The 25,979-nt window shown below is 50.9% G+C and carries 26 protein-coding genes, 1 other RNA gene and 1 pseudogene; 15 read left to right on the forward strand and 13 right to left on the reverse strand.

Features of this window, described 5'->3' with window-relative positions; all coding sequences use genetic code 11:
* The first annotated feature begins 32 nt into the window (after nt 1-32).
* Nucleotides 33-431: a long-chain acyl-CoA thioesterase FadM gene (fadM, locus tag AACS05_RS04995; protein ID WP_045440562.1), complete on the forward strand. Its 399-nt coding sequence runs from the start codon at nt 33-35 to the stop codon at nt 429-431.
* A 99-nt stretch (nt 432-530) separates the two neighbouring features.
* On the opposite strand, the gene queC is transcribed toward fadM, so the two are convergent.
* A complete protein-coding gene (gene queC, locus AACS05_RS05000; RefSeq protein ID WP_045440563.1) occupies nt 531-1,226 on the reverse strand; it encodes a 7-cyano-7-deazaguanine synthase QueC in 696 nt (231 codons plus the stop codon).
* Between the two features lie 64 nt (nt 1,227-1,290).
* Complete coding sequence (locus AACS05_RS05005; protein WP_045440565.1) at nt 1,291-2,991, reverse strand: SgrR family transcriptional regulator; 1,701 nt, start codon at nt 2,989-2,991, stop codon at nt 1,291-1,293.
* Between the two features lie 270 nt (nt 2,992-3,261).
* On the opposite strand from AACS05_RS05005, the gene cof reads away from it, so the two are divergent.
* Nucleotides 3,262-4,080: an HMP-PP phosphatase gene (cof, locus tag AACS05_RS05010; protein WP_045440571.1), complete on the forward strand. Its 819-nt coding sequence runs from the start codon at nt 3,262-3,264 to the stop codon at nt 4,078-4,080.
* 52 nt (nt 4,081-4,132) lie between these two features.
* On the opposite strand, the gene AACS05_RS05015 is transcribed toward cof, so the two are convergent.
* Complete coding sequence (locus AACS05_RS05015) at nt 4,133-5,188, reverse strand: PLP-dependent cysteine synthase family protein (protein WP_136345282.1); 1,056 nt, start codon at nt 5,186-5,188, stop codon at nt 4,133-4,135.
* Nucleotides 5,189-5,300: 112 nt separating this feature from the next.
* On the opposite strand from AACS05_RS05015, the gene decR reads away from it, so the two are divergent.
* The 5 genes from decR (at nt 5,301) to amtB (ending at nt 11,248) form a co-directional block, all read left to right on the forward strand.
* Nucleotides 5,301-5,759, forward strand: a complete 459-nt coding sequence (decR, locus tag AACS05_RS05020; protein WP_045440577.1) for a DNA-binding transcriptional regulator DecR — start codon at nt 5,301-5,303, stop codon at nt 5,757-5,759.
* 44 nt (nt 5,760-5,803) lie between these two features.
* Nucleotides 5,804-7,576 (forward strand): SmdA family multidrug ABC transporter permease/ATP-binding protein, encoded by a 1,773-nt coding sequence (locus AACS05_RS05025; protein WP_045440579.1) that lies wholly within the window; start codon nt 5,804-5,806, stop codon nt 7,574-7,576.
* Nucleotides 7,569-9,347, forward strand: a complete 1,779-nt coding sequence (locus AACS05_RS05030; RefSeq protein WP_045440582.1) for a SmdB family multidrug efflux ABC transporter permease/ATP-binding protein — start codon at nt 7,569-7,571, stop codon at nt 9,345-9,347. The genes AACS05_RS05025 and AACS05_RS05030 overlap by 8 nt, the downstream gene beginning before the upstream one ends.
* A gap of 244 nt (nt 9,348-9,591) precedes the next feature.
* Nucleotides 9,592-9,930 carry a P-II family nitrogen regulator gene (glnK, locus tag AACS05_RS05035; RefSeq protein WP_002891893.1) on the forward strand — a complete coding sequence of 113 codons (339 nt, stop codon included), beginning with the start codon at nt 9,592-9,594 and terminating at the stop codon, nt 9,928-9,930.
* Between the two features lie 31 nt (nt 9,931-9,961).
* Entirely contained in the window at nt 9,962-11,248 is a 1,287-nt protein-coding gene (amtB, locus tag AACS05_RS05040; RefSeq protein WP_045440589.1) for an ammonium transporter AmtB, read from the forward strand.
* A 60-nt stretch (nt 11,249-11,308) separates the two neighbouring features.
* On the opposite strand, the gene tesB is transcribed toward amtB, so the two are convergent.
* Nucleotides 11,309-12,169, reverse strand: coding sequence for an acyl-CoA thioesterase II (tesB, locus tag AACS05_RS05045; RefSeq protein ID WP_045440591.1), 861 nt, complete (start codon nt 12,167-12,169; stop codon nt 11,309-11,311).
* A 212-nt stretch (nt 12,170-12,381) separates the two neighbouring features.
* Between tesB and AACS05_RS05050 the strand changes: the two genes are divergently transcribed.
* Nucleotides 12,382-12,951, forward strand: coding sequence for a YbaY family lipoprotein (locus tag AACS05_RS05050; protein WP_045440593.1), 570 nt, complete (start codon nt 12,382-12,384; stop codon nt 12,949-12,951).
* A gap of 32 nt (nt 12,952-12,983) precedes the next feature.
* On the opposite strand, the pseudogene AACS05_RS05055 reads toward AACS05_RS05050, so the two are convergent.
* Nucleotides 12,984-13,373 (reverse strand): annotated as a pseudogene (locus tag AACS05_RS05055) (MGMT family protein).
* An 84-nt stretch (nt 13,374-13,457) separates the two neighbouring features.
* Here AACS05_RS05055 and ffs point away from each other — a divergent pair.
* From ffs to AACS05_RS05070, 3 genes are all read left to right on the forward strand, one after another.
* Nucleotides 13,458-13,554: signal recognition particle sRNA small type (gene ffs, locus AACS05_RS05060), an RNA gene on the forward strand.
* A gap of 198 nt (nt 13,555-13,752) precedes the next feature.
* On the forward strand, nt 13,753-14,004 hold the full coding sequence (locus AACS05_RS05065) for a hypothetical protein (RefSeq protein ID WP_045440598.1): 252 nt from the start codon (nt 13,753-13,755) through the stop codon (nt 14,002-14,004).
* A complete protein-coding gene (locus AACS05_RS05070) occupies nt 14,001-14,219 on the forward strand; it encodes a hypothetical protein (protein WP_045440600.1) in 219 nt (72 codons plus the stop codon). The genes AACS05_RS05065 and AACS05_RS05070 overlap by 4 nt, the downstream gene beginning before the upstream one ends.
* Before the next feature lie 53 nt (nt 14,220-14,272).
* On the opposite strand, the gene yczR is transcribed toward AACS05_RS05070, so the two are convergent.
* Entirely contained in the window at nt 14,273-15,700 is a 1,428-nt protein-coding gene (gene yczR / locus AACS05_RS05075; RefSeq protein ID WP_045440602.1) for a MocR-like transcription factor YczR, read from the reverse strand.
* An 88-nt stretch (nt 15,701-15,788) separates the two neighbouring features.
* Here yczR and yczE point away from each other — a divergent pair, with 88 nt between their 5' ends.
* The gene (gene yczE / locus AACS05_RS05080; RefSeq protein WP_045440605.1) at nt 15,789-16,400 is read left to right on the forward strand and encodes a membrane protein YczE; all 612 of its coding nucleotides are present in this window, start codon (nt 15,789-15,791) and stop codon (nt 16,398-16,400) included.
* 82 nt (nt 16,401-16,482) lie between these two features.
* Nucleotides 16,483-16,836, forward strand: coding sequence for a DUF1428 domain-containing protein (locus tag AACS05_RS05085; protein WP_045440607.1), 354 nt, complete (start codon nt 16,483-16,485; stop codon nt 16,834-16,836).
* 82 nt (nt 16,837-16,918) lie between these two features.
* Here the strand turns inward: AACS05_RS05085 and AACS05_RS05090 are convergent, their stop codons facing one another.
* Nucleotides 16,919-18,472 (reverse strand): EAL domain-containing protein, encoded by a 1,554-nt coding sequence (locus AACS05_RS05090; RefSeq protein WP_045440617.1) that lies wholly within the window; start codon nt 18,470-18,472, stop codon nt 16,919-16,921.
* A gap of 187 nt (nt 18,473-18,659) precedes the next feature.
* Between AACS05_RS05090 and AACS05_RS05095 the strand changes: the two genes are divergently transcribed.
* Together AACS05_RS05095 and ykgO are read left to right on the forward strand one after the other, a co-directional pair.
* Complete coding sequence (locus tag AACS05_RS05095; RefSeq protein ID WP_045440619.1) at nt 18,660-18,920, forward strand: type B 50S ribosomal protein L31; 261 nt, start codon at nt 18,660-18,662, stop codon at nt 18,918-18,920.
* 1 nt (nt 18,921) lies between these two features.
* Nucleotides 18,922-19,062, forward strand: a complete 141-nt coding sequence (gene ykgO / locus AACS05_RS05100) for a type B 50S ribosomal protein L36 (RefSeq protein WP_005125190.1) — start codon at nt 18,922-18,924, stop codon at nt 19,060-19,062.
* A gap of 66 nt (nt 19,063-19,128) precedes the next feature.
* Here the strand turns inward: ykgO and AACS05_RS05105 are convergent, their stop codons facing one another.
* The 6 genes from AACS05_RS05105 to acrA form a co-directional block, all read right to left on the reverse strand.
* A complete protein-coding gene (locus AACS05_RS05105) occupies nt 19,129-19,599 on the reverse strand; it encodes a YlaC family protein (protein WP_045440622.1) in 471 nt (156 codons plus the stop codon).
* Nucleotides 19,600-19,715: 116 nt separating this feature from the next.
* On the reverse strand, nt 19,716-20,267 hold the full coding sequence (gene maa / locus AACS05_RS05110) for a maltose O-acetyltransferase (RefSeq protein ID WP_045440624.1): 552 nt from the start codon (nt 20,265-20,267) through the stop codon (nt 19,716-19,718).
* Between the two features lie 187 nt (nt 20,268-20,454).
* Nucleotides 20,455-20,673 carry an HHA domain-containing protein gene (locus tag AACS05_RS05115; protein WP_002892050.1) on the reverse strand — a complete coding sequence of 73 codons (219 nt, stop codon included), beginning with the start codon at nt 20,671-20,673 and terminating at the stop codon, nt 20,455-20,457.
* A 27-nt stretch (nt 20,674-20,700) separates the two neighbouring features.
* A complete protein-coding gene (gene tomB, locus AACS05_RS05120) occupies nt 20,701-21,075 on the reverse strand; it encodes an Hha toxicity modulator TomB (protein ID WP_003021733.1) in 375 nt (124 codons plus the stop codon).
* 486 nt (nt 21,076-21,561) lie between these two features.
* A complete protein-coding gene (gene acrB / locus AACS05_RS05125; RefSeq protein ID WP_045440626.1) occupies nt 21,562-24,711 on the reverse strand; it encodes an efflux RND transporter permease AcrB in 3,150 nt (1,049 codons plus the stop codon).
* Between the two features lie 22 nt (nt 24,712-24,733).
* Entirely contained in the window at nt 24,734-25,927 is a 1,194-nt protein-coding gene (gene acrA / locus AACS05_RS05130) for a multidrug efflux RND transporter periplasmic adaptor subunit AcrA (protein WP_045440628.1), read from the reverse strand.
* Between the last annotated feature and the right edge of the window lie 52 nt (nt 25,928-25,979).

The following is a 25,979-nucleotide window of genomic DNA, read 5'->3' on the forward strand; positions in this document are numbered from 1 at the left end:
TGTTCTTATAAAAAAATTAGGGTTCCCGCGCTATGCAAACACAGATTAAAGTCCGTGGTTATCATCTCGATGTCTATCAGCACGTCAACAATGCCCGTTATCTTGAGTTTCTGGAAGAAGCCCGCTGGGACGGTCTTGAAAACAGTGATAGCTTTCAGTGGATGACCGCACACAACATCGCTTTTGTGGTGGTTAACATCAATATTAACTACCGGCGTCCTGCTGTGCTGAGCGATCTGCTGACCATAACCAGCCAGGTACAACAGTTAAACGGAAAAAGTGGAGTTTTAAACCAGACAATCACTCTGGAGCCGGAAGGGCAGGTCGTAGCCGATGCGTTAATTACTTTTGTCTGCATTGATTTGAAAACTCAGAAAGCGCTACCGCTGGAAGGAGAGTTGCGAGAAAAGCTGGAGCAGATGGTGCAGTAATTGTCGGTTGCCTGATGGCGTTTTTCTTATCAGGCCCAGAAGTTCATTATTTGTAAGCCGGATTAGGCGGTTATGCCGCAATCCGGCTCAATTCAAAAATTACTTTAACCCGGTCTTGCGCTTCATTGCAGCCATAATCTCGGATTTATCCGCCAGATAATGGTTCAGACCGTTAGCGCGCAGATTACAGGCGGCACAATGACCACAACCGTCGCCCTTAATTCCGTTGTAGCAGGTCAGTGTCTCATTACGCACCAGATCCAGCTTGCCCCAGTAATCGGCCAGCGCCCAGGTTTCAGCTTTATCAATCCACATCAGCGGGGTTTCAAAGCGGATGTCTTTTGCCATCCCCAGACTAACGGCATGGTTCAGCGCTTTGACAAATTCATCGCGACAATCCGGATAACCGGAGAAATCGGTTTCGCAGACGCCGGTAATGACAGCCTCCGCTTTCACCTGGTAAGCATAAATAGCCGCCAGCGTTAAAAACAGAATATTGCGCCCTGGCACAAAGGTATTGGGGATGCCGTCAGCATCCGGTTCATAATCCGGAACCGGAATATTATCCCGGGTCAGACTACTGACAGCCAGTTCGCTGAGCAGCGTGACATCAAGGACTTTGTGTGCACGGGCACCAAGTTTTAAGGCCAGGTCACGTGCGACATCAATCTCAGCGCGATGGCGCTGACCATAATCAAAGGTCACGCAGTGCACTTCATCATACTGATGCAGCGCTTGCGCCAGACAAGTGGTGGAGTCCTGACCTCCACTAAATACTACAACGGCACGTTTCATGGCTTTTCCTGACAAATAACAAAAATCCTATGGTAGCGCCTGGGCGCGGCGCCGACCAGCTTCTTCACGCTGAAGGGGGTGGGAGCCAGGCCTCGGCGAACTCAAACCAGCCTCGTGGGTTCAGGCGTACGCCATTTACGCCTGGTGGAGCGCTAATGCGATAGTGATAATTGAACAGCGGCGTTAGAGTGGCGTCATTCATAAGGCTGGCGAAAACCTGTTGTAAAGCCGCGTGTCGATGGCCCTCATCAGCCTGAATTTGCAGTGCATCCAGCGTCGCTTGCAGATGGGAGAACGCTGGAGCGTCCAAAACATGCGGCCATAGCTGATCGCAGCGCAACCACTGTTCGAGGGTATATTCTGGCGCCTCGCCAATTAGCCTGTCACCCATCATCAGGTCGGCCTGGGCCAGAGGATGGTCGCCATCCCAGTTCTTCGCATTATGAAAAATCAGCGTTAATTCACAGCCCAGTATTGCCAGCGCCTGGCGAAGCTGTTCGGCCATAGCGTGCAGTTCAACCGGAAGGTGATAGGCCAATGTCAGTTTTTCCGGCAGTGGTACTTCGTCCAGGTTATCCCATTGTGGGATGGTCCACCCGGGCAACAGCGCATTGCTTGGGGTAATGAGATTTTCATCCACATCAAGAGTTTGTAGCAGGGAAGAACGATGAATGATATTGACCAACCGGCGAGCCTGGAGCGTGTTCAGACGAGAACTTTTCCGCAGCGTCAAATAGCAAAATCCGAGGCTGATCCCGCTGCTAACCTGACTTAGCATGGCAAGCTCGTCAGGTTTACCAATCGCAATTTGCACCGGATGACGACAGCTGGTACCCAGGTCCTGGGCGAAAAGTTGCGGGGTGATCCAGTATTCAATAGCTTTCAGCAACGGATGGTTTAGATGATAGTGCTCATGGCTCTCTATGCGTACCAGATCGGGTGTAAACAGCGTCAGCCGGAACGGACCGGTGCCGACGAGTGGCTGTTCAGGATGGGCAAGGTGGCTGCTGTAGCTTGCCAGACGGTGCGCCAGCCAGAAATCAGGGCGATGGAGAATAAAGGTCAGGCATTGAGGATGCGTTACTTCAATGCGTTTAATGCTGATAAACAATTTATTGAGCGCAGGAAGTTCGAGCAGCATTAACAGGCGCTGATGTAGCTGTGCAGTATTTACCGCATCACCATTATGCCAGTACAGCGTGGAGCGAATGTAGAAATCCCAGCGCAGGCCGTCGGCGGAGATATCCCAGTGATGAGCTAAATCTCCACAGGGGCGTTGGGTATAACTATCAAAGCGGGTCAAGCCAGAGAATATCTGCCCGGCGAGGTGTTGTTCAGCACGACCGGGGAGAAAGCCTGGATGTAGCGGATCAAGCTGGCGGTAATAGGGGATACGCAATGTCGGCGTATCGTTTTGCCACTGCCCCCCCATAAACGGTTGCAGCAGAGTTCTTAACTCTCCGGGAGCCAGCTGGGCCAGTTCCAGTACGCTGAGTTGTTCTCCCTTTTGTAGTGCCTGTTCCATCATCGTGTTGCGCAGTGAGTCGGGTGTTACCAAAAAGCGCAACAGGCCCCGTTTTCCGCGCCCGGGCTGTGCTTCCCATATCAGCCACCCGGCATGCTGCGCCTGTTTCAGTAACGTTCTTGCATGGCGCTCGCTGCAAAAACATCGCTCAGCCAGTTCGCCAACGGTGACCGACTGGGGTTCTCCGCTCGACGGCTGCCAGAGGCGTTGGTACTGGTTCAGGCGATTTAAAAGTCGCATTTATACTTCATCATTCAAGCTGCCTCTTTGTTGGCTGCACATTACCCGCCCCTTAAGGGGCCGCTACAGGTAGAGTTCAAATCTGCTCCGCCCCTGTCACATACTGGAATATATGTTCCTGGGAATTCCTTCACTTGCCGCCTCGATGCTTCTCGAATGATGTTGTTTAAAGAAACCCGGAACAATTTGTTTTATCTATTCACTATTACTTCCGTATATCTCAGGTGATACTGAACCACAAGTTAACTGCGTCACAGTGTGGAGAAAGAAATGGCTCGTCTGGCTGCGTTTGATATGGATGGCACCCTTTTGATGCCGAATCACCATTTAGGTGATGAAACGCTCTCAACGTTGGCACGCCTGCGTGAACGCGATATCACTCTGACGTTTGCCACCGGTCGCCATGTCCTTGAGATGCGCCATATTTTAGGTACGATCTCGCTGGATGCCTTTTTGATAACGGGCAACGGGACGCGCATTCATTCGCTGGAAGGCGATGTACTTCACCGTCAGGATCTGAACCCCGCTGTGGCTGATATTCTCCTGCATCATGTGTGGGATACGCAGGCCAGCATGCATGTCTTCAACGATAACGGCTGGTTTACCGGACAAGAGATCCCGTCGATCCTGAAAGCGCATGTATACAGTGGATTTCGCTATCAGATAGTTGATGTGAAACGAATTCCGGCCCATCAGGTAACGAAGATCTGTTTCTGCGGCGATCATGACGATCTCATCCGCCTGCGTATTCAATTAAATGAGGTGCTGGGCGAGCAGGCAAATCTCTGTTTTTCCGCCGTAGATTGTCTGGAGGTTCTGCCGCTGGGCTGCAATAAAGGCTCCGCGCTGGCGGTGTTGAGTGATCATTTAGGTTTTTCGATGGCAGAGTGCATGGCATTTGGTGACGCCATGAACGATCGTGAAATGTTGGGCAGCGTCGGGCGCGGGCTGATTATGGGGAACGCCATGCCGCAATTGATTGCTGAACTTCCTCATTTATCGGTGATTGGGCATTGCCGCAATCAGGCTGTATCTCACTTTTTGACGCATTGGCTGGATAATCCGCATCTACCTTATTCCCCCGAATGAGAGATCCCTTCCAGCAAGCCAGACCTTTAGGTCTGGCTTTTTTTTATCTGCTTTAGTCGATATTCAGTAACCGGGATATTTCCGCTTTCCATGGCGCTAAATCACCGATATGCACACTGACCCATTGCGGGTTGTAGTAAGTCTCAAGATAGCGTTCGCCGCTGTCGCACAGAAGCGTCACCAACGAGCCAGTTTCTCCTGCATCGCGCATGCGGGCGGCAAGTTGTAACGTTCCCCACATATTGGTTCCTGTTGAGGCACCGACTTTTCGGCCCAACTGTGTTTCCAGCCAATGTGCAGTGGCAACGCTGGCTGCATCCGGTACGCGCAGCATTTCATCGACGACATCGGGAATGAAAGACGGTTCTACGCGCGGGCGACCGATACCCTCAATTTTACTTCCCACAGGGCTGCGTAACGTGGCATCACGATCCTGCCAGTATGGCAGAAAGACAGAGTTTTCCGGGTCAACTACCATCAGATGAGTGTCATAACCCTGGCAGCGAATATAGCGGCCTATCGTTGCTGATGTACCACCGGTTCCGGCGCTCATCACGATATGTCTGGGAACGGGGTTGGGTTCACATTCCATCTGGCGGAAGATGCTGTCGGCAATGTTGTTATTGCCACGCCAGTCGGTAGCGCGTTCGGCGTAGGTGAATTGATCCATGTAATGACCGTTTAGTTCACGTGCCAGTTGCTCGGACGCAGCATAAATTTCGCAGGCGCTTTCCACAAAATGACAACGGCCGCCGTAAAACTCAATCTGTTCAATTTTACGTTTTGCCGTACAGGAAGGCATAACGGCAATAAACGGCAGTCCTAACAGCCGGGCGAAATAGGCTTCTGAAACCGCCGTTGACCCCGAAGACGATTCAATAATGGTGGTGCCTTCTTTGATCCAGCCATTACACAATCCGTACAGGAACAATGAACGCGCCAGTCGATGCTTCAGGCTGCCAGTTGGATGCGTACTCTCATCTTTCAGGTAGAGCTGAATACCTGGAAACGCCGGGAGTGACAGGCGAATGAGATGCGTATCTGCGGAGCGCTGATAATCCGCATTGATTTCATTAATGGCGTTTTTAACCCAGGATCTATTCATCATTAATATCCATTTGTCATTTTGTGCCTAGATTAGCGAAAAGCACGGAAAAAATTGTTGCCATTTAGCCTTTAAAATAGAATGTAAGGAGAAAATTCTTCTCTGTGGAGTGGATATGTTAGACAAAATTGACCGTAAGCTGCTCGGCTTACTGCAACAGGACTGCACCCTTTCTTTGCAGGCATTGGCGGATGCCGTTAATCTGACCACCACTCCCTGCTGGAAGCGACTCAAGAGGCTGGAGGATGACGGCGTACTCCTCGGTAAAGTCGCGCTACTGGATCCGGAAAAACTGGGGCTGGGTTTAACCGCATTTGTGTTGATTAAGACCCAGCATCACAGCAGTGAATGGTATTGCCGCTTTGTCACTGAAGTCACCGGCATGCCGGAGGTACTGGGTTTCTGGCGTATGGCGGGGGAGTACGACTACCTGATGCGGGTTCAGGTCGCCGATATGAAACGTTATGATGATTTCTACAAGCGCCTGGTGAACAGCGTACCGGGGCTATCGGACGTTACCTCAAGCTTTGCCATGGAACAGATTAAATATACTACTGCTCTACCTATTGAATAATTCTTCCGGCGGTCATTGCCGAAAATCAAGTCAGGACATAACGCGTGCGATTATTTGCTCAATTAAGCTGGTACTTTCGTCGGGAGTGGCGTCGCTACCTCGGGGCAGTGGCCTTGCTTATCATCATCGCTATCCTTCAGCTTATTCCACCAAAAGTTGTGGGTATTATTGTGGATGGCGTCAGCACTCAGCAGTTCACGACTGAACAAGTGCTCTTGTGGATCGGCACGATTGCTCTGATTGCTGTGGTGGTCTATTTGCTGCGCTATGTCTGGCGCGTGCTGCTGTTTGGTGCTTCCTATCAACTTGCTGTCGAGCTGCGGGAAGATTATTACCGCCAGCTTAGCCGCCAGCATCCTGAGTTTTATCTGCGCCATCGCACGGGTGATCTGATGGCGCGCGCCACTAACGATGTCGACCGGGTGGTGTTTGCTGCCGGGGAAGGTGTACTGACGTTGGTGGACTCACTGGTGATGGGATGTGCGGTATTGATCGTGATGTCGACGCAAATTAGCTGGCAGCTTACGCTAATCGCCTTATTGCCGATGCCGGTGATGGCACTGATGATTAAACGTTACGGCGATAGGTTGCATAACCGCTTTAAACTGGCGCAGGCGGCATTCTCCAGCCTTAACGATCGTACTCAGGAGAGCCTGACCAGCATTCGCATGATTAAAGCCTTTGGCCTGGAAGACCGTCAGTCGGCCTTATTTGCGGCAGACGCCGAAGATACCGGGAAGAAAAATATGCGCGTTGCGCGTATTGATGCCCGCTTTGACCCAACAATTTATATCGCTATTGGCATGGCGAACCTGCTGGCAATTGGCGGCGGAAGCTGGATGGTGGTTCACGGATCGCTGACGCTAGGTCAGTTGACCAGTTTTATGATGTATCTCGGTTTGATGATTTGGCCAATGCTGGCGCTGGCGTGGATGTTTAACATCGTCGAGCGCGGTAGCGCTGCGTACAGCCGCATTCGTGCCATGCTTGCCGAAGCTCCTGTGGTAGATGATGGCGTGGAGTCGGTGCCGGAAGGTCGTGGAGAATTGTCGGTAGCGATCCGCGAATTCAGCTATCCGTTAATGACTCACCCAACTCTTGAAAACGTCAGCTTTCAGCTTAAGCCTGGGCAGATGCTGGGTATCTGTGGTCCGACAGGTGCAGGAAAAAGTACCATTCTGGCGCTGATCCAGCGCCACTTCGATATTACGCAGGGCGATGTGCGTTTTCATGATATTCCGTTAACGCGCTTACAGCTTGATAGCTGGCGCAGTCGGCTGGCAGTTGTTAGTCAGACACCATTTTTGTTTTCGGATACGGTCGCCAACAACATTGCTCTTGGACGCCCGCAGGCGACGCAGGACGAGATTGAACATGTGGCGCGCTTAGCCAGCGTACACGAGGATATTTTACGTCTTCCCCAGGGGTATGACACCGAGGTCGGTGAGCGTGGCGTTATGCTGTCAGGTGGGCAAAAACAGCGTATTTCCATCGCCCGCGCGTTGCTGCTCAATGCGGAAATCCTGATTCTGGACGATGCCCTGTCGGCGGTAGATGGTCGTACTGAGCATCAGATCCTGCACAACCTGCGGCAGTGGGGCGAAGGGAGAACCGTTATTATCAGCGCTCACCGCCTGTCTGCTTTGACGGAAGCCAGCGAGATCATTGTGATGCAGCATGGACATATTACCCAGCGTGGAGAACATGATTATTTGGTGCAGCAACCTGGCTGGTATCGTGATATGTACCGTTATCAACAGCTGGAAGCGGCGCTGTCTGACGCCCCGGAAATAAATGAGGAGGCGGCTAATGCGTAGCTTTGGGCAATTATGGCCGACCCTGAAAAGGCTGCTGGTGTATGGATCACCGTGGCGAAAACCGCTGGCCATTGCGGTGGTCATGCTGTGGGTAGCCGCGGCGGCCGAAGTCAGTGGTCCGCTGTTGATTAGCTATTTCATCGATAACATGGTGGCGAAAAACAACCTGCCGTTAGCGATGGTCGCCGGGTTGGTCGCGGCTTACATAGGTCTGCAACTGCTGGCTGCGGGTTTGCACTACGCGCAGTCGCTGTTGTTTAACCAGGCCGCTGTCGGTGTGGTGCAGCAGCTACGTACGGATGTTATGGATGCCGCGTTGCGCCAGCCACTGAGCGAATTTGACACCCAGCCAGTCGGGCAGCTTATCTCCCGCGTAACCAACGACACTGAAGTTATTCGCGACCTGTACGTGACGGTAGTGGCGACGGTTCTGCGCAGTGCCGCCTTAATTGGCGCTATGCTGGTGGCAATGTTCAGTCTGGAATGGCGTATGGCGCTGGTGGCAATGGCTATTTTCCCCGCTGTGCTGGTGGTGATGGTGATCTATCAGCGTTACAGCACACCTATTGTGCGCCGCGTTCGCGCCTATCTGGCGGACATTAACGATGGCTTTAACGAAGTCATTAACGGTATGAGCGTGATCCAGCAGTTCCGCCAGCAGGCGCGCTTTGGTGAAAGAATGGGCGAGGCCAGCCGTTCGCACTATATGGCGCGAATGCAGACCCTGCGACTGGACGGTTTTTTATTACGACCGTTGCTTAGCCTTTTTTCTGCGCTGATCCTTTGTGGCTTATTAATGCTGTTCAGCTTCACGTCTGGCAGCACAATTGAAGTCGGGGTTCTGTATGCGTTTATCAGTTATCTCGGGCGTCTGAACGAACCTCTGATCGAGCTGACGACTCAGCAATCGATGCTGCAACAAGCAGTTGTCGCCGGTGAACGTGTTTTTGAACTGATGGATGGGCCGCGCCAGCAATATGGCAAGGATGAGCAGCCTCTGAGGAGTGGAAATATTGAGGTTGATAATGTGTCATTTGCTTATCGCGATGACAATCTGGTCCTGCAAAATATCAACCTGTCTGTTCCTTCGCGCAGTTTTGTGGCACTGGTCGGACATACCGGAAGCGGCAAGAGTACGCTCGCCAGCCTGCTGATGGGCTACTACCCGCTGACTCAAGGGGAAATCCGTCTTGATGGACGGCCTCTCTCCTCATTGAGTCATGACGTCCTGCGTCAGGGTGTAGCGATGGTGCAACAGGATCCGGTGGTGATGGCAGATACCTTTCTGGCTAACGTCACGCTGGGGCGTGATATTTCAGAAGATAGGGTCTGGCAGGCACTTGAGACCGTGCAACTGGCGGAACTGGCTCGTGGCCTGAGTGATGGCATTCACACCCGACTGGGTGAGCAAGGGAATAATTTGTCCGTCGGGCAGAAACAGCTGTTAGCGCTGGCGCGGGTACTGGTTGAAACGCCGCAGGTACTGATCCTGGATGAAGCCACCGCCAGTATTGACTCGGGAACGGAACAGGCAATTCAGCAGGCGCTGGCGGCGGTACGTGAACACACTACGCTGGTGGTGATTGCGCACCGGTTATCAACGATTGTGGATGCAGACACTATTCTGGTGCTGCACCGTGGTCAGGCCGTTGAACGCGGTACGCATCAGCAATTACTGGCGGCGCAAGGGCGATACTGGCAGATGTATCAACTGCAGTTAGCCGGTGAAGAGCTGGCGGCCAGCGCGCAAGAGGACTCGCTTATCGCCTGATGCACCAGCTTCGCTGTAGCCAACGCTGTTGGTGCAAAAAAATAACGCATCATGCACTGTCATGGTGCGTTTTTCTTTCCATTTATTGTTTCTGATGTACATCACGTTTCAGCCTTTCAACTCGATCCCCTGTTTTCTGCACTAAATAACGGTCCATTTCTGTTTTTTCGATTCCTGGCACACCCCTTGCAATATTCATCCCGTGTATCTGCAGCCACTACTGAATTCTGACTGGAGGGGATCTATGAAGCTGGTTACCGTGGTAATCAAACCGTTCAAACTGGAAGACGTCCGTGAAGCACTGTCGTCTATTGGTATTCAGGGGCTGACCGTCACCGAAGTGAAGGGCTTTGGACGACAGAAAGGCCATGCCGAGTTGTACCGGGGGGCCGAATACAGCGTCAATTTTTTACCGAAGGTGAAGATTGATGTGGCAATTGCCGACGACCAGCTTGATGAAGTTATTGATGTCATCAGTAAGGCGGCCTACACCGGAAAAATTGGCGACGGCAAAATATTCGTCGCCGAGCTGCAACGTGTGATTCGCATTCGTACCGGCGAAGCCGACGAAGCCGCACTGTAACTTCTGGCACACAGTGATAGGAAACCAAAAAATGAAGATAGCAACGATGAAAACGGGTATTGCTTCACTGGCGTTGCTGCCGGGGCTGGCGATGGCGGCACCGGCAGTCGCAGATAAAGCCGATAATGCCTTTATGATGATTTGCACCGCATTGGTGCTGTTTATGACCATTCCGGGCATCGCGCTGTTCTACGGCGGTTTGATTCGCGGTAAGAACGTCTTATCGATGCTGACTCAGGTCACAGTGACGTTCGCGCTGGTCTGCATTTTATGGGTTGTTTATGGCTACTCGCTGGCTTTTGGCGAGGGGAATAATTTCTTCGGTAACTTCAACTGGGTAATGCTGAAAAGCATCGCGCTGACGGCGGTTACGGGGAGTTTCTATCAGTATATCCACGTTGCTTTCCAGGGCTCGTTCGCCTGCATTACCGTTGGGCTTATCGTTGGTGCACTGGCTGAACGAATCCGCTTCTCTGCGGTACTTATTTTTGTGGTGGTGTGGCTAACGCTTTCCTACATCCCTATCGCGCATATGGTATGGGGCGGTGGACTGCTGGCTTCCCATGGCGCTCTGGATTTTGCTGGCGGAACGGTTGTACATATTAACGCGGCGATTGCCGGTTTAGTTGGGGCTTATCTGATTGGCAAACGTGTTGGGTTTGGCAAAGAAGCCTTTAAACCGCATAACCTGCCAATGGTCTTTACCGGTACCGCTATCCTCTATATCGGCTGGTTTGGTTTTAATGCCGGTTCTGCAGGAACGGCAAATGAAATCGCTGCGCTGGCATTTGTGAATACCGTTGTTGCCACTGCTGCTGCCATCCTGGGGTGGATCTTCGGTGAGTGGGCATTGCGTGGCAAACCATCTTTATTAGGTGCATGCTCCGGTGCTATTGCAGGTCTGGTTGGCGTGACGCCTGCCTGTGGCTATATCGGAGTTGGTGGTGCGCTGATCATCGGAGTCATTGCCGGTCTGGCTGGCTTGTGGGGGGTGACGATGCTGAAACGTTTTCTGCGTGTCGATGACCCCTGTGACGTGTTCGGTGTCCACGGTGTCTGCGGCATTGTTGGCTGTATCCTGACCGGGGTATTTGCAGCCAGCTCGCTGGGGGGAGTGGGCTTTGTTGAAGGCGTTACAATGGGGCATCAGCTACTGGTTCAACTGGAAAGTGTAGCGATTACCATCGTCTGGTCCGGCGTGGTAGCGTTCATCGGTTATAAGCTGGCAGATATGACCGTGGGGCTGCGTGTACCGGAAGAGCAGGAGCGTGAAGGGCTGGATGTTAACAGCCACGGTGAAAACGCCTACAACGCGTGATCCCTCGACTGCTGGTTTCGGCCTACAAAGAGTATGCTTGTAGGCCGAAACCGGCATTTATTAATTACGGTTACGCATGACCCCTTCCTGTACGGTAGAAGCTACCAGCACGCCGTCCTGAGTATAAAACTCCCCACGAACAAAGCCCCTGGCTCCGGAGGCGGAAGTGCTCTCCACGTTATACAGCAACCATTCATTGATATTGAAAGGACGATGGAACCACATCGAATGGTCGATAGTGGCTATTTGAATACCTTTCTCCAGGAAACCAATACCGTACGGTTGCAGCGCAACGGGCAGGAAATTCAGATCAGAAGCGTAGCCAAGGAGGTATTGATGTACGCGCAAATCGTCCTGCAGCGTGCCGTTGGCACGGATCCACACCTGACGGGTTGGTTCGGCAACATGACCTTTTAACGGGTTATGAAACTCTACTGGACGAACCTCCAGCGGACGGTCGTTGATAAACTTTTCTTTCAACAGCGGCGGCAGCAGATGAGCCACAGAGCGGGCAATTTCCGTTTCCGATTTCAGCTCTTCTGGGCCCGGTGCGGCAGGCATGGTTTTTTGATGTTCAAACCCCTCTTCCGGCGCCTGAAAAGAGGCGGTCATATAAAAAATGGGTTTCCCGTTCTGAATAGCGGCAATGCGGCGAGCGCTGAAGCTGTTACCATCGCGCAGAACTTCTACATCGTAGATTATCGGTTTTTGGCTATCTCCCGGGCGTAAAAAGTAGCTATGGAAAGAGTGCACCAGACGTTCTTCCGGCACGGTCTCTTTTGCGGCGTACAGCGCCTGGCCGACGACCTGTCCCCCAAAAACCTGACGCAACCCTAAGTCTTCACTTTGGCCCCGAAAGAGTCCTTCTTCAATTTTTTCCAGATTCAACAATGTCAGCAAATTTTTCAGTGCCAGACTCATACGTGCTCTCCAGGTGATATCGATGTCGCAGCGAGGTAGGCAGAGTATAACGCAATTTTGAAAGTGGTCCGATGGGTGCAATTGTCTGAATAACAGGTCTATTACAGGCAAAAATAGCTGATTTGTGCCACACTTAGTCACGTTATGTTTTTGTTAACCACTCTTCTGGCGGGGAAAGTTCTCGCTGGTGCATAGATGATAAGGAGAATTTAATGAAACTCGTGCACATGGTAAGTGGTTTAGCGGTTGCGGTCGCGCTGGCGGCCTGTGCTGATAAAAGTGCAGATATTCAGACACCTGCGCCAAGCCCTAATACGTCAATTGCTGACACACAGTCAAAAATTCAACAGCCGAATGTTTCTGGTACAGTTTGGATCCGCCAGAAAGTCGCTTTGCCACCGGATGCTGTGCTGACCGTCACGCTGTCGGATGCTTCACTGGCCGATGCTCCGTCAAAAGTGCTGTCACAAAAAGCGGTTCGAACCGAGGGCAAGCAAGCGCCATTCAGCTTCGTGCTCCCGTTTAACCCGGCAGATATTCAGCCCAATGCACGCATCCTGCTGAGTGCGGCTATCATGGTGAATGATAAGCTGGTCTTTATTACCGATACTGTTCAACCAGTCATCAATCAGGGCGGAACTAAAGCCGATCTGACGCTGGTTCCTGTTCAGCATACGGAAGTACCGGTGCAGGCAGGTGGCGGGGCAGCGACTACGGTTCCTTCGACTTCTCCGACCCAGGTGAATCCTTCTTCTGCCGTTCCTGCTCCCACGCAGTATTAATGCAGTTTATAACCCTCTCCGTCAGGAGAGGGTTAATACACCCAGCGATACCGTTGCAAATCGATTTGCCCGCTACCTGAAACCACCACACCTTCCGCCAGCAATGCCTGACGCTGTCGTTGTAGATCGGGACCGGTCAGGGATATTGCGCCATGGCGATTGACAACTCGATACCAGGGCAGGGTGCTGCCTTCCGGGAGTCTCTTTAGCACACCTCCCACCTGGCGCGCTGCTCGCGGTGAACCGGCGAGCCGGGCGACATCACCATAAGTGGTGACAAATCCTTCCGGGATTGAGGCGACGATTTGCCAGACGCGTTGGGGGAAAGAGTCTTGTATATCCATCATTTATTCCTGCAATAATCTTCCAGCATAATCCGGAATGGCGAGGGAGTGAAGCCTCATTGAGCAAGAAAACAGCATCCGATGCTGGATGGGTTGCAATTACAGGGTGCAGCAGTGATAATGCGCCTGCGCGTTGGTTAACAACGCTCTCAATGGGGGCTCTGTTGGTTCTCCCGCAACACTACTCTGTTTACCAGGTCAGGTCCGGAAGGAAGCAGCCAAGGCAGATGACGTGTGTGCCGGGATGTAGCTGGCAGGGCCCCCACCCAATTCTGCTTTACTGCAATCTCCTTCTCTTAATCTTCTCTTTCTTGTCATCGTAATGTCATTTTATTGTCATCAAATGCTGTCACTGTGTTTCAGGGATGTTATTTGATGTTTTTACTGCCTCAATCTCGCCGGAAAGATATGGGTCTTGTACCCGCTATGCTTTGGCTGACCACAAGGATTTATTACGATGCCTACCACAGTATTGAACGTCAAAATTGAAGAAGCGCTAAAAGAAAAACTTCGCCATTACGCTGAAGTGAATAATGAAAATTTAAGTATATCAACGGAAAAGCTGCTGCTTATTGCATTTTCCGCAGTAGAAGAGGCGGGAGTCTCCGCGGATGATATTGACAGCCAGCATACGGAAGAATCCGTGGTTGATGCACTGACTCCTAAAGAAATCAAAGCATTGCGCAGATTACTGAAGAAGAAAAAATGAAACAACAACCGCTCTCAAGCGCCTGTAATTATGGCGAAGCCTGTGAATTGCTGCGTTCCGGTTATGTGAAGCATGTTCGCCTGAGCTGGAATGTCGGCAGTGATGAATTTTTCCGTATCGCTTCTGACTGGTGTGATGCCGGGGCAAAGATTAAAAAAGACGGCGATAATTTTATTATCTCCCTGAAAGGCTTCCCGGTTCCCCGCCAACAGTAATGTTGTCTGCCTCTAATGGGCAATGGCAAGTAACGAGCCTTTAGGCTCGTTACTTAGATTATTTTGCGTAGTTTTCCACTACTGGCCTGTAAGCGCAGGTCATCCCAAATTGGTTGTAACGTCTTAAAGGCTGAACGCATTGTGTCATCCGGTAGCGCGAAAGGCATGCGTAAGAAGCGATCGAATGCGCCAGCCAGACCGAAACGCGTTCCGATACCAAGCTGAATGCCTGCATTTTCTGCACGAGTGGCAAATAATGTCGCCAGCGTGTCAGGTAATTCGACCCAGAAAGATAATCCTCCCTCTGGGTGGGTAAAACGCCACTCCGGGAAATGCGAGCTCATCAGAGCGCGGCACAAATCACGTCTTGTCGTGAGCAACTGTCTTCTGTCGGGAAGAAAAGAGGTTGCGTTATCCAACAGCCAGCCGGTGGCGAGTTGCTCAAGAACGGGTGAACCCAGATCAAATGTATCGCGGGTCTGTACCAGCGCGGCAATAGTACGTGACGATGCGCGAACCCAGCCCAGACGTAGTCCTCCCCAGAAGCTCTTACCCGCGGAACCCAGCAGAATGATGGGGGCGTCGCGATTGTATGCGGCGAGCGGAGGTGGCGGTGGTGCGTCGTACCACAGGTTGACCATGGTTTCGTCTACCACCAGTGTTGTATGTGTTCTGGCAGCGATATCGGCCACGACCTGGCGAGTTGCAGCATCCATACAGCGTCCGGTTGGATTGTGAAAATCTGGCATCAGGTAGGCCATTCTCGGGGCAGTTTGCGCGATAGTGGCGACCAGACCGGCTGTATCCCAGCCGTGTTCAGGCAGTGACACACCGACGGGGCGGCAGGATGCACCCTGAATCGCAGCAATGGCAAGCGGATACGTGGGATGATCAACCAGTACGCGATCGCCTGGCCCCGTGAGCAATCGCAGGATCAACGCCAATCCGCTGACCGCACCATTCACTACCATTATCTCATCAGCCTGCGTGGGTAATCCGCGTTCGCAATAATGTTGGGCGATGGATTCACGCAAAGAAGGTAATCCCTGCGGCAGATAGCCCGAACTCAGCAGGTGTTGCGGCATAGCAAACAGCGCCTGCTGGTAAGCCTGATGAATTTCCGGACCGGCGCTGAGCGCCGCGGTAGAGAGATCGAGCGCTGTACTGGTGTGCATCCTTGTTGGGACCAGGCGAATATGTTCCGGTAGGATCACCCTTGAACCACTACCGTGGCGGCTTTCGAGATACCCTTCTTCACGTAGCTGCGCCAGGGCGCTGGCGATGGTTGTCCGGCTCACTTCCAAAACGGCAGCGAGTTCGCGTTCGCCGGGCAATCGACTATCCAGTGCCAGCCGACCATCGAGTATCAGTAGACGCAGTGCTTCTGCCAGCTGCCGCCAGAGAGGCATCCGCGAAGGGACTTCCTGCCAGTGACCAAGCAGGCGTTGAAGAGACTGACTTCCGTAGCGGCGAGATGACATAGCAGTCCACTTTTTGAAAACTGGACATTAATCATAGTGCCAATTGCAGCGAAGATGAAGGTTATCTGAGCGGAGACAGGGGAAAAGTATGCTGCGTCGTTTACTTCAACTGTATATAGGGCTGGCGCTTTATGGTGTGTCGACAGCCATGTTTGTGCGTGCGGATTTAGGGGCCGACCCCTGGAACGTTTTCCACCTTGGTGTGGCGAATTTACTGAAGATGAATATCGGTGTGGTGATCATTGCCGTTGGAGTTCTGGTGCTCCTGCTGTGGATACCACTGCGTCAGCGCCCGGGGTTTGGCACACTGAGTAATGTCATTATGATCGGACTGGCTGCAGATGTGGCGCTGATGGTTATTCCGCAATTTGAATCTCTTCTTACGCGCAGCGGGTTGTTAGTTTCCGCAGTGATACTGAATGCGCTGGCGACCAGCCTGTATATTGGCGCTGGTTTTGGTGCTGGGCCGCGTGATGGTCTGATGACGGGTATTCATGCGCGTACTGGCTGGTCAGTCCGAACCATTCGTACCGCAATCGAAGTGTCGGTTTTGCTCACAGGCTGGCTACTCGGTGGGACCGTGGGGATAGGGACGGTATTGTATGCGCTGGCTATTGGTCCGTTAATTCAGCTTTGCCTGCCGTGGTTTCGGCATCAACCGCAATCACGTATTCGGGTTCGCGATGAGCCTGCGGCATGATCCCTCGTGGGCGACTAAACTTAACCTCTACTGACGCGGTCGGAATCGGCTTGCCGCGCAGTACACTTCGGAGGTTTTTCTCATGAAGTATGTCGATGGTTTTGTTGTTGCCGTACCCGCTGAAAACAAGGAGGCGTATATCGCGATGGCGGCAAAAGCTGCTCCGCTTTTCAAGGAGTTCGGTGCATTGCGCGTTGTGGAGTGCTGGGCGGATGATGTCCCCGACGGCAAGTTGACCGATTTTCGCATGGCAGTGCAAGCGCAGGATCATGAAGAAGTGGTATTTAGCTGGATTGAATATCCTTCAAAAGAGGTGCGTGACGCGGCGAATCAGAAGATGATGTCCGATCCCCGTATGAAGGAGTTCGGTGAGTCCATGCCATTTGATGGCAAACGCATGATCTACGGTGGATTCTCGCCCATTATGGATGACTGACGTGACTGACGTGACTGACGTGACTGACGTGACTGGCTGTGCGGCGTGCCGCCAGCCATCTCAACCGCTTATCAGCGCCACGCTAAAGCCGCTTTTCTGCCCACAATATAAATTCTTGTTTCACCAGAGCTTTGCTGTAAAGCCAGCCCTGACCGTACTGCACGCCATGATCACGTAACCAGCTTTCCTGATTTGCGGTCTCAATACCTTCCGCCACCATTTCCAGCTTCAGCGTTTTGGCTATCTCGATAATATGCGGAGTCACGTTATTGTATTCCAGTGCATCCACGAACGATTTGTCTATCTTCAGAATATCCACATCCAGATCTTGTAAATAACTTAGGCTGGAGTAGCCGGTGCCAAAGTCATCAATGTAAATAGAATGCCCCGCCTGGCGGTATCTGGCGATAAACGGTGCACTGGTTTTCGGATCGGCAAATGCGCGTTCGGTCAGTTCCAGGGCGATTTGCGAAGGTTTGATCTGCCAGTGATTTACCTTCTGGCTTAACAGGGTTGGGAGGGTTTCTGATGTCAGGTTGTCTGACTCAAGATTGATGGATATATGCTGTTCTGGATGCTGGTGTAGCCATTTACCCAAATCGTCGAATACGCTTTCAATAATCAACTGAGTAAGTTGCTTTGACAGCCCGGTTTGCTCCGCCAGTCCGACGAAAATCTCCGGTGAGAGGAAACTCCCGTCAGCCTGTGGCCAACGGGCCAGCGCCTCGGCTCCGACCACTTTTCCGGTCCTGAGCGAAATAATCGGCTGATAATAAACTTTAATATCCCGATGACGGATAGCTTCCTGCAGCTGGTGACGAGGGGACTGTAAGCGACGAAAAATGCTCAGAATAAATGCGGCAGTTAACAGACCAATAATAATCCCCGCCGGGAGCCAGATAAGCGCCTGTCTGTGCCATATTTTTTGCAGAGGCAGTGTCGATGCCCAGCTTACGATAGTGATGCCTAATTCGGGGAAGGGGCGGGCATTATAGATAACGCCATTTTTTTCTAAGTGCGTAATGGCATTATCTATTTGAAGGTTATGCAAGATGTCTGGTGGGAGATTATCGCTACTGGCGACGACCGTTTTGCGCGTGGTGCCAATTATGGCGACATCAATCGGCCATGAGCCAAACGGAATGACGTCAATGAAGGAATTGGGATCGATCATCACAACATAATGCTCGCTGCCTAATGCCGCCATAAAACGCTGGATGCCCAAATCGTTTTGGGTGGTTAACCATGCCTGGTAACCATCACGCGTGATTTTCATTGCCGGTGGGAATGCGGCAGCCCGACTCCTTTTCTCCAGGGAAGAGCATTGTGGAACGTTGTTCTTGAGATACAGCACTTCCTGAATATAACGGTAGCTGTATGACAATCGACGCATTTCCAGCAAATGTTCTTCTCCGCAAGGTACTCCCTGAAAAGTTTCAATTTTGCGTAATGCTTTTTTCGCCTGATCGCCGACTCTTTCCGTACGTAAAGCGACCCTGTTGGTGAAGGAGTCAAGTTCATCAATGAATTTCGTTTCGACCTGACGATGCGCCAGCCACAGGCTTAAACCAACAGGCGCAAGGATGGACAGAATAAGCACACCTGTCATCAGACCTATCAGATATCGTGTTGTCACAGTGATGTCCTTATTAACACAGCGTATGGAAAGTATATCTGAAAGCCAAAAAACCTATTCGATGGGTATCATATATTTAGGGCCATTTATCATCTTGTTAATTACCCATAGTACAAATCAGGTTGAGATATGTGCGGGAGTGGTGTATTTTGTCAGTTATGTTATAACGTAACAATTTGAGGTAATCATGAAACCGGATATCCATCCTTTTTATCGTACCGTGGTGTTTCACGACACCAGTGCCAATGAGTACTTTAAGGTTGGTTCGACCATTAAAACAGAACGTGAGATTGAGTTTGAGGGCCAGGTGTACCCATACGTTACCCTTGATATCTCTTCTAAGTCTCACCCGTACTATACCGGAAAACAAAAAACCTTCGATAACGAAGGTAGCGCGGCGCGTTTCCAGAAACGTTTTGGCCATTTCATTGGTGCTAAGCGAGGTTAAGATGCAGGTACTCAATTCACTTCGTAGCGCAAAACAACGACATCCTGACTGCCAGATTGTCAAACGCAAAGGGCGCTTGTACGTCATCTGCAAAACGAATCCGCGATTTAAAGCGGTACAGGGTCGGAAGAAAAGACGTTAGTTATTTTGCCAACATCACTGGGACTCAAGTGCGTGCCATTCGGGTACGCACTTTTTTTATCAGCGATTACTGACTGGTCTGTGCACGGGTCAGGGTGAAGATGTCGTAGAAAGAGAGTTCGCCTTTACGTGTCATCATTTTTTGCAGTTGTGCTTTATGCTCACTATCTACCCGAGGAGAGTGCAGTATGGTATCGATGAGTGAGGATGGAACAAAACGTGTGTTGTACCATTCGCCGTTATAGCAGACTCTGAAATCCAGTACGTCAATATCCTCAAAGCGATAACGCGGTGCCACGTCAAAAAAGAAAAAACCATTCAGTATTACGAACAGTACCACCAGCAACCATACTGAATCGACCAGTGTTTCTGATTGCAGCATAACCGCCAGCGTAGCAAACCAGGCAATATACATGCCGATAAATAACCCAGGATGTTTGCGAATGAAGCTGATGCTAAAGCGCGGTCTGTTGTCGCGCTTCTCGCGAATATTTAAGTCGTCGATTGTTTCGGTAAGCAGGCGCTGTATTTCTGTCATTTCTTGCCTTCGTGATGTCTTCAATAATCAGGAGGGATCGGCCTATTTTAAGAGGGGATCCTGTCTGAAAAAAGTAACAGATTAACCACAATTTAGCATAACAGTTACATTTCTGTTCACAGCGTTTTGATGACCCGCGCAGGATTACCCCCAACTACGGTATTTGCCGGGACGCTTTTGGTTACTACGGCACCTGATGCAACAACGACGTTGTCACCCAGAGTTACGCCAGGATTTATCACGGCTCGCCCACCTATCCAGACGTTATTCCCGATAGTCACCGGTTTTCCCAGTTCCTTACCACTGTTGCGCTCATCGGCATCCAGCGGGTGGGTTGCGGTATAGATATGGACTCCTGGTGCAAGCATACAGTTATTGCCAATATGGATCGGGCAGACATCAAGCATGACGCAGTCGAAATTGGCATAGAATTCTTTGCCGAGGTAGATGTTATAGCCGTAATCGCAACGAAATGTAGGTTCGATATAAGCTCCCTCGCTTTGACCCAACAGGTCATGCAGAATAGCCTGCCGCTCATGTTGTTCATCGGGGGCGGTGAAATTATATCGATGGATCAGTTGGCGTGCGCGAAGCCGATCTTTGCGTAAAGTATCGTCTGCCGGGCGATACAATTCGCCGGCGATCATCTTTTGCTTTTCCTCACTCATTGCGCATTTTCCTGTTTGCTGATGGTTAATCTCAGTACACTAAAACGCAATGCAATTAAGGGGAACGTTCCCGACACTTCTGTGTGATCACTGTCACATGATTAGAGTTAAGTAATAGTTAGAAACGAGAAAACGGTCAGTCAGACAAACAAATGTACCGCTATACCTGACTTAACCTCGTGAGCAATTAGCGAATGAATTTCCAAACGGAAGTTGGGATCTTGTCGTACAGCTTATTCATGGTCAATTCAGCAAGACGATGATCTGCTGCTGAGTAAAATACAGCCAGTTCATTGTCAGACAATTCATATTTATTTTTCTCAATAACGCGTTCAAGTGTGTCTATTGTCTGGCAGCGTCGCAGGCGCATCAAATAATCAGTTTTAGTTAATGGTTTATCGGACATAACTCTTACCTATGATTGTAATAATTTTTAACAAGACAAACTTACAGGATTAGCCCTGGTGGCATTGACAAAACAGCGAAACAACCGATTACCGGACTTTCGCCATTTCTGTAGATCCTGCGTATTAATACCATAACTGCTGAACAACATAAAAGTGTCATCCAGGTATTCATCAATCTGAGCGATCAGCTTATTGTCCTCATTGTACTTAATTTTATAATTAAGTGCGAAGGTTGCAATATGCTCTATCAGTTCATTGAGCTGCAAGCTGGTTGCTGAAGTCGGGTCATTAACCCAACCATGGTTGCTTTGTTCAAGGTTTGCAAGACAGTCATGATACAGGGTTTCACAGAGAAATTTAAGCTGTGCGATATCATGTCTTTTGGGTGAGTATTCATCCATAACGCATCCCCTTCTTAGAGGCTTAACTAACCGAACACCTTTCGGGATGGATACAACAAACTACCTGGAACTTGCCCGCGACTCCTGATGGTTTAACTATAATCTACTCTAAAAAAGATTTCATCGTCGTATCACGAAAAATTACATTTACGGCAAATTATGATGCAGTTCCATTTTTACACTTTAACTGATAAATACAGGTATTCGAAATGGAACAATTTCTTTATTGTTCGGGCAATCATCAGGTTATCTTGTTTAGGTTTAGCAACAAAAGGCAACAGTCTACAATGCAATGAGTGACTAGGATTAATCTTAATATTTATTAAAGTAAATAAGAAACCTCAGGATTCTTTAAGAATAGCCTTTAAGCCTACAGGGATTATATCGCTTATTTACCTTACAGAAAATAAACGAAATCACAATAAGCTCAATTTATGATTTTTTCAAAAAAAAGGCCGCTTGCGCGGCCTTATCTTTAGCAATGAATCAATGATGATCAACCGGGTGGCTGTGTTCAACATCTTCATTCTTGCGGCTAAAGCGGCGGCGGACCACCACAAAGAACACCGGAACGAAGAAGATAGCCAACACGGTTGCAGTGACCATCCCGCCCATTACACCTGTACCAACGGCGTTCTGCGCGCCACTACCCGCGCCAGAGCTGATAACCAGCGGCATAACACCCAGAATAAAGGCCAGTGACGTCATCAGGATCGGACGTAAACGCATACGAACAGCATCCAGCGTCGCCTCAACCAGACCTTTACCCTCTTTATCCATCAAGTCTTTGGCGAATTCGACGATAAGTATCGCGTTCTTCGCCGACAACCCAATGGTTGTGAGCAGGCCTACCTGGAAGTAAACGTCGTTGGTTAAGCCGCGCAAAGTCGCTGCCAGCAACGCACCGATAACCCCCAGTGGAACCACCAGCATAACAGAGAACGGAATTGACCAGCTCTCATACAGCGCCGCCAGACACAGGAAGACGACAATCAGTGAAATGGCATACAGGGCAGGGGCCTGGTTGCCAGACAGTCGTTCCTGGTAGGACATACCAGTCCAGTCATAACCGATACCGGATGGTAATTTGCTGGCCAGTTGCTCCATCATCGCCATAGCTTCACCCGTACTTTTACCTGGTGCGGCCTGGCCCAGAATTTCCATGGAAGGCAGACCGTTATAGCGTTCCAGACGCGGCGAGCCATATTCCCAACGCGAGGAAGAGAACGCGGAGAACGGTACCATTTGTCCATCGCTACCGCGGACATACCAGTTTCCAATATCTTCCGGCAACATACGGTATTTGGCTTCAGACATGACGTAAACTTTCTTCACACGACCACGGTCGATGAAGTCATTCACGTAGCTTCCGCCCCATGCTGCACCCAGTGTTGTATTAATATCACTAATGGAAACACCCAGAGCCTGCGCTTTTTCCTGATCGATATCGATCTTGAATTGCGGAGTATCTTCCAGACCGTTAGGACGTACGCCAACTAACAGATCAGGATGTTTCGCCACTTCACCGAACAGCTGGTTACGAGCCTGGGTCAGTTTTTCATGGCCCAGTCCGGCCTGGTCAATTAACTGGAAGTCAAAGCCTGTTGCTGTACCCAGCTCAACAATCGCCGGCAGGTTAAAGGCAAAGACCATTGCGTCTTGAATCTTCGAGAATGCCGCCATCGCACGACTTGTAATCGCTTCGACCTTATTCTCTTCGCCTGGACGTTCACTCCAGTCTTTCAATGACACGAACGCAATACCGGTGTTCTGACCACGTCCCGCAAAACCGAAGCCGTTAACGGCAAAGACCGATTCAACGTTCGCTTTTTCTTTGGTCAGATAGTAATCCGTCATTTCGTCCAGCACTTTCTGGGTACGCTCTTGCGTTGCACCCGCAGGCAACTGAGCCATGGACAGGAATACCCCCTGGTCTTCATCCGGCAAGAAGGAGCTTGGCAGACGAACGAACAGATAGGCCATGCCCACCACGATGATCAGATACAGCGCCAGATAACGACCCGTGCTGCGCAGAATGCCGCCTACGCTGTCGGTATAGTGGTTCGTGCTCTTGTCGAACATGCGGTTGAACCAACCGAAGAAACCTTTCTTGCCTTCTCCGTGATCGCCCTTAGCAATCGGTTTGAGCATGGTTGCGCAAAGAGCAGGGGTCAGGATCAGTGCCACCAGTACCGACAACGCCATTGCAGAAACAATGGTGATGGAGAACTGACGGTAAATCGCCCCGGTAGAGCCACCGAAGAATGCCATCGGAATAAATACCGCTGACAGCACCATCGCGATACCCACCAGTGCGCCCTGAATCTGGCCCATTGATTTACGCGTCGCTTCTTTTGGCGGTAGTCCTTCCTCGGACATGACACGTTCAACGTTCTCGACCACAACGATGGCATCATCCACCAGCAGGCCGATGGCGAGCACCATCCCGAACATCGTCAGGGTATTTATCGAGAAGCCGAAAATGGCAAGGACCGCAAAGGTACCCAACAATACGACCGGTACGGCAATAGTCGGAATCAACGTCGCGCGGAAGTTCTGCAGGAACAGATACATAACCAGGAACACGAGGATGATTGCTTCTGCCAGTGTTTTCACTACTTCGTGAATAGAGATTTTTACGAACGGTGTAGTGTCATACGGGTAAACAATTTTCAGGCCTGATGGGAAGAACGGTTCCATCTTCACCAGTTCAGCGCGAATAGCCGCAGCAGTATCCAGAGCGTTCGCACCGGTTGCCAGTTTGATACCCAAACCAGACGCAGGTTTACCGTTGAACTTCGCAATGATGTCGTAGTTTTCACCGCCCAGCTCAATCTTCGCTACATCGCGCAGACGAACCTGGGAACCGTCCTGGTTCACTTTCAGCAGAATTTTGCCAAACTCATCGGTAGAGGTCAGACGCGTTTGAGCAATAATAGAGGCGTTCAGTTGCTGGCCTTTCACCGGTGGCGTACCACCAAGCTGACCGGCTGCAACCTGGGCGTTCTGTGCTTTAATCGCGGTAATCACATCAACCGGCGTAAGCTGGTATTTGTTCAGCTCAGTCGGATCCATCCAGATACGCATTGCGTACTGAGAACCGAACAGCTGTACGTCACCAACACCCGAGGTGCGGCTGATAGCGTCTTTCATGTTAGCGGCGACGTAATCCGAAATATCTTCCTGCGTCATCGTGCCGTTGGTGTTGATAACACCAACAACCATCAGGAAGCTACTGGATGACTTCTCAACGCTAACCCCTTGCTGTTGTACTTCCTGAGGCAGCAACGGCATCGCCAACTGCAGTTTGTTCTGCACCTGTACCTGTGCGATATCCGCATCAGTACCAGACTGGAAGGTGAGGGTGATCTGCACGGTACCCGTGGAGTCACTGTTTGAGGACATGTACATCAGGTTATCGATACCGTTCATGTTCTGTTCGATAACCTGCGTAACAGTATCCTGTACTGTTTTTGCATCAGCGCCAGGGTAGGTCGCGGAGATCGTCACTGCAGGTGGTGCAATAGTAGGATATTGCGCCACCGGCAATTTGAGGATCGCGAGCCCCCCTGCCAACATGATGATTATGGCGATCACCCACGCAAATATGGGGCGATCGATAAAGAAATTAGGCATGTCTTAACGGCTCCTGTTTAAGTTAAGACTTGGACTGTTCAGGCTGGTTACCGCTTGCGGCTTGCTGGTTATTATCAGCGGTGACTTCCTGCGCTTTTACCTGTGCGCCAGGACGTACTTTTTGCAGCCCACTTACAATCACGCGGTCGCCCGGCTTAAGTCCTTCAGTGACCAGCCATTTATTGCCAATCGCTTGTGCTGCCACAATTTGGCGGGTTTCCACTTTGTCATCCGCACCGATAACTAATGCGCTGGCATCACCACGCGGCGTACGGGTAACGCCCTGCTGAGGTACAAGTAATGCGGTCGGATTGGTCCCTTCTTCCAGACGTGCACGGACAAACATACCCGGCAGTAAGGTGTGATCCGGGTTAGGGAAGATTGCGCGTAACGTAATTGACCCGGTGGTTTGATCAACCGTCACGTCAGAAAACTCCAGCGTACCGGACTGCGGGAATTTAATTCCGTCGCTGGTGACCAGTTCGACTTTTGCTTTACCGTTCTCTTGTTTCAGCGTGCCATTCGCCAGCTCTTGTTTCAGGCGCAGGAAATCGTTGCTTGACTGCGTCACGTCGACATAGATTGGATCCAACTGCTGAACGGTTGCCAGTGCGGTCGCCTGACCGTTTTGCACCAGAGCACCTTCAGTGACCGATGACTTACCAATGCGGCCGCTGATTGGCGATGTGACTTTGGTATAGGCCAGATTGATACGAGCAGTTTCTACTGCCGCTTTAGCTGCAACAACGGCGGCATTCGCCTGTTGTGCATCTGCCTGCGCGCTATCGTAATCCTGTTGACTGATGTACTTGGTACCCAACAATTTCTGATAACGTTTAACCGTCAGCTGAGCGATATTTGCCGCTGCTTGTGCTTTGGCCAGATCGCCTTTTGCGCTTTCATACGCGGCCTGGTAAGTAGCAGGATCAATCTGATAGAGAGACACACCCGCTTCGATATCACCACCTTCTGTGAAATTACGCTTCAGGATAATGCCGCTGACCTGAGGGCGAACTTCCGCAATGCGGTAAGCACTGGTGCGACCCGGGAGTTCAGTTGTGATCTGTAGAGGTTCAGTTTTGAGCGTCACAACTCCAACTTCTGGCATCTGCTGGCCCCCTTGTTGGGCCTGTTTGTCGTCACATCCTGTTAGCGCTAAGCTGCCTGAGAGCATCAGAACGACTGCCAGAGGCGTTAACCCTCTGTTTTTGTTCATATGTAAACCTCGAGTGTCCGATTTCAAATTGATCAATGGCTTAAAGCCCATA

It is taken from the genome of Citrobacter sp. S-77, assembly GCF_963864895.1.
In the GTDB taxonomy this organism is placed as follows: Bacteria; Pseudomonadota; Gammaproteobacteria; order Enterobacterales; family Enterobacteriaceae; genus Citrobacter; species Citrobacter murliniae.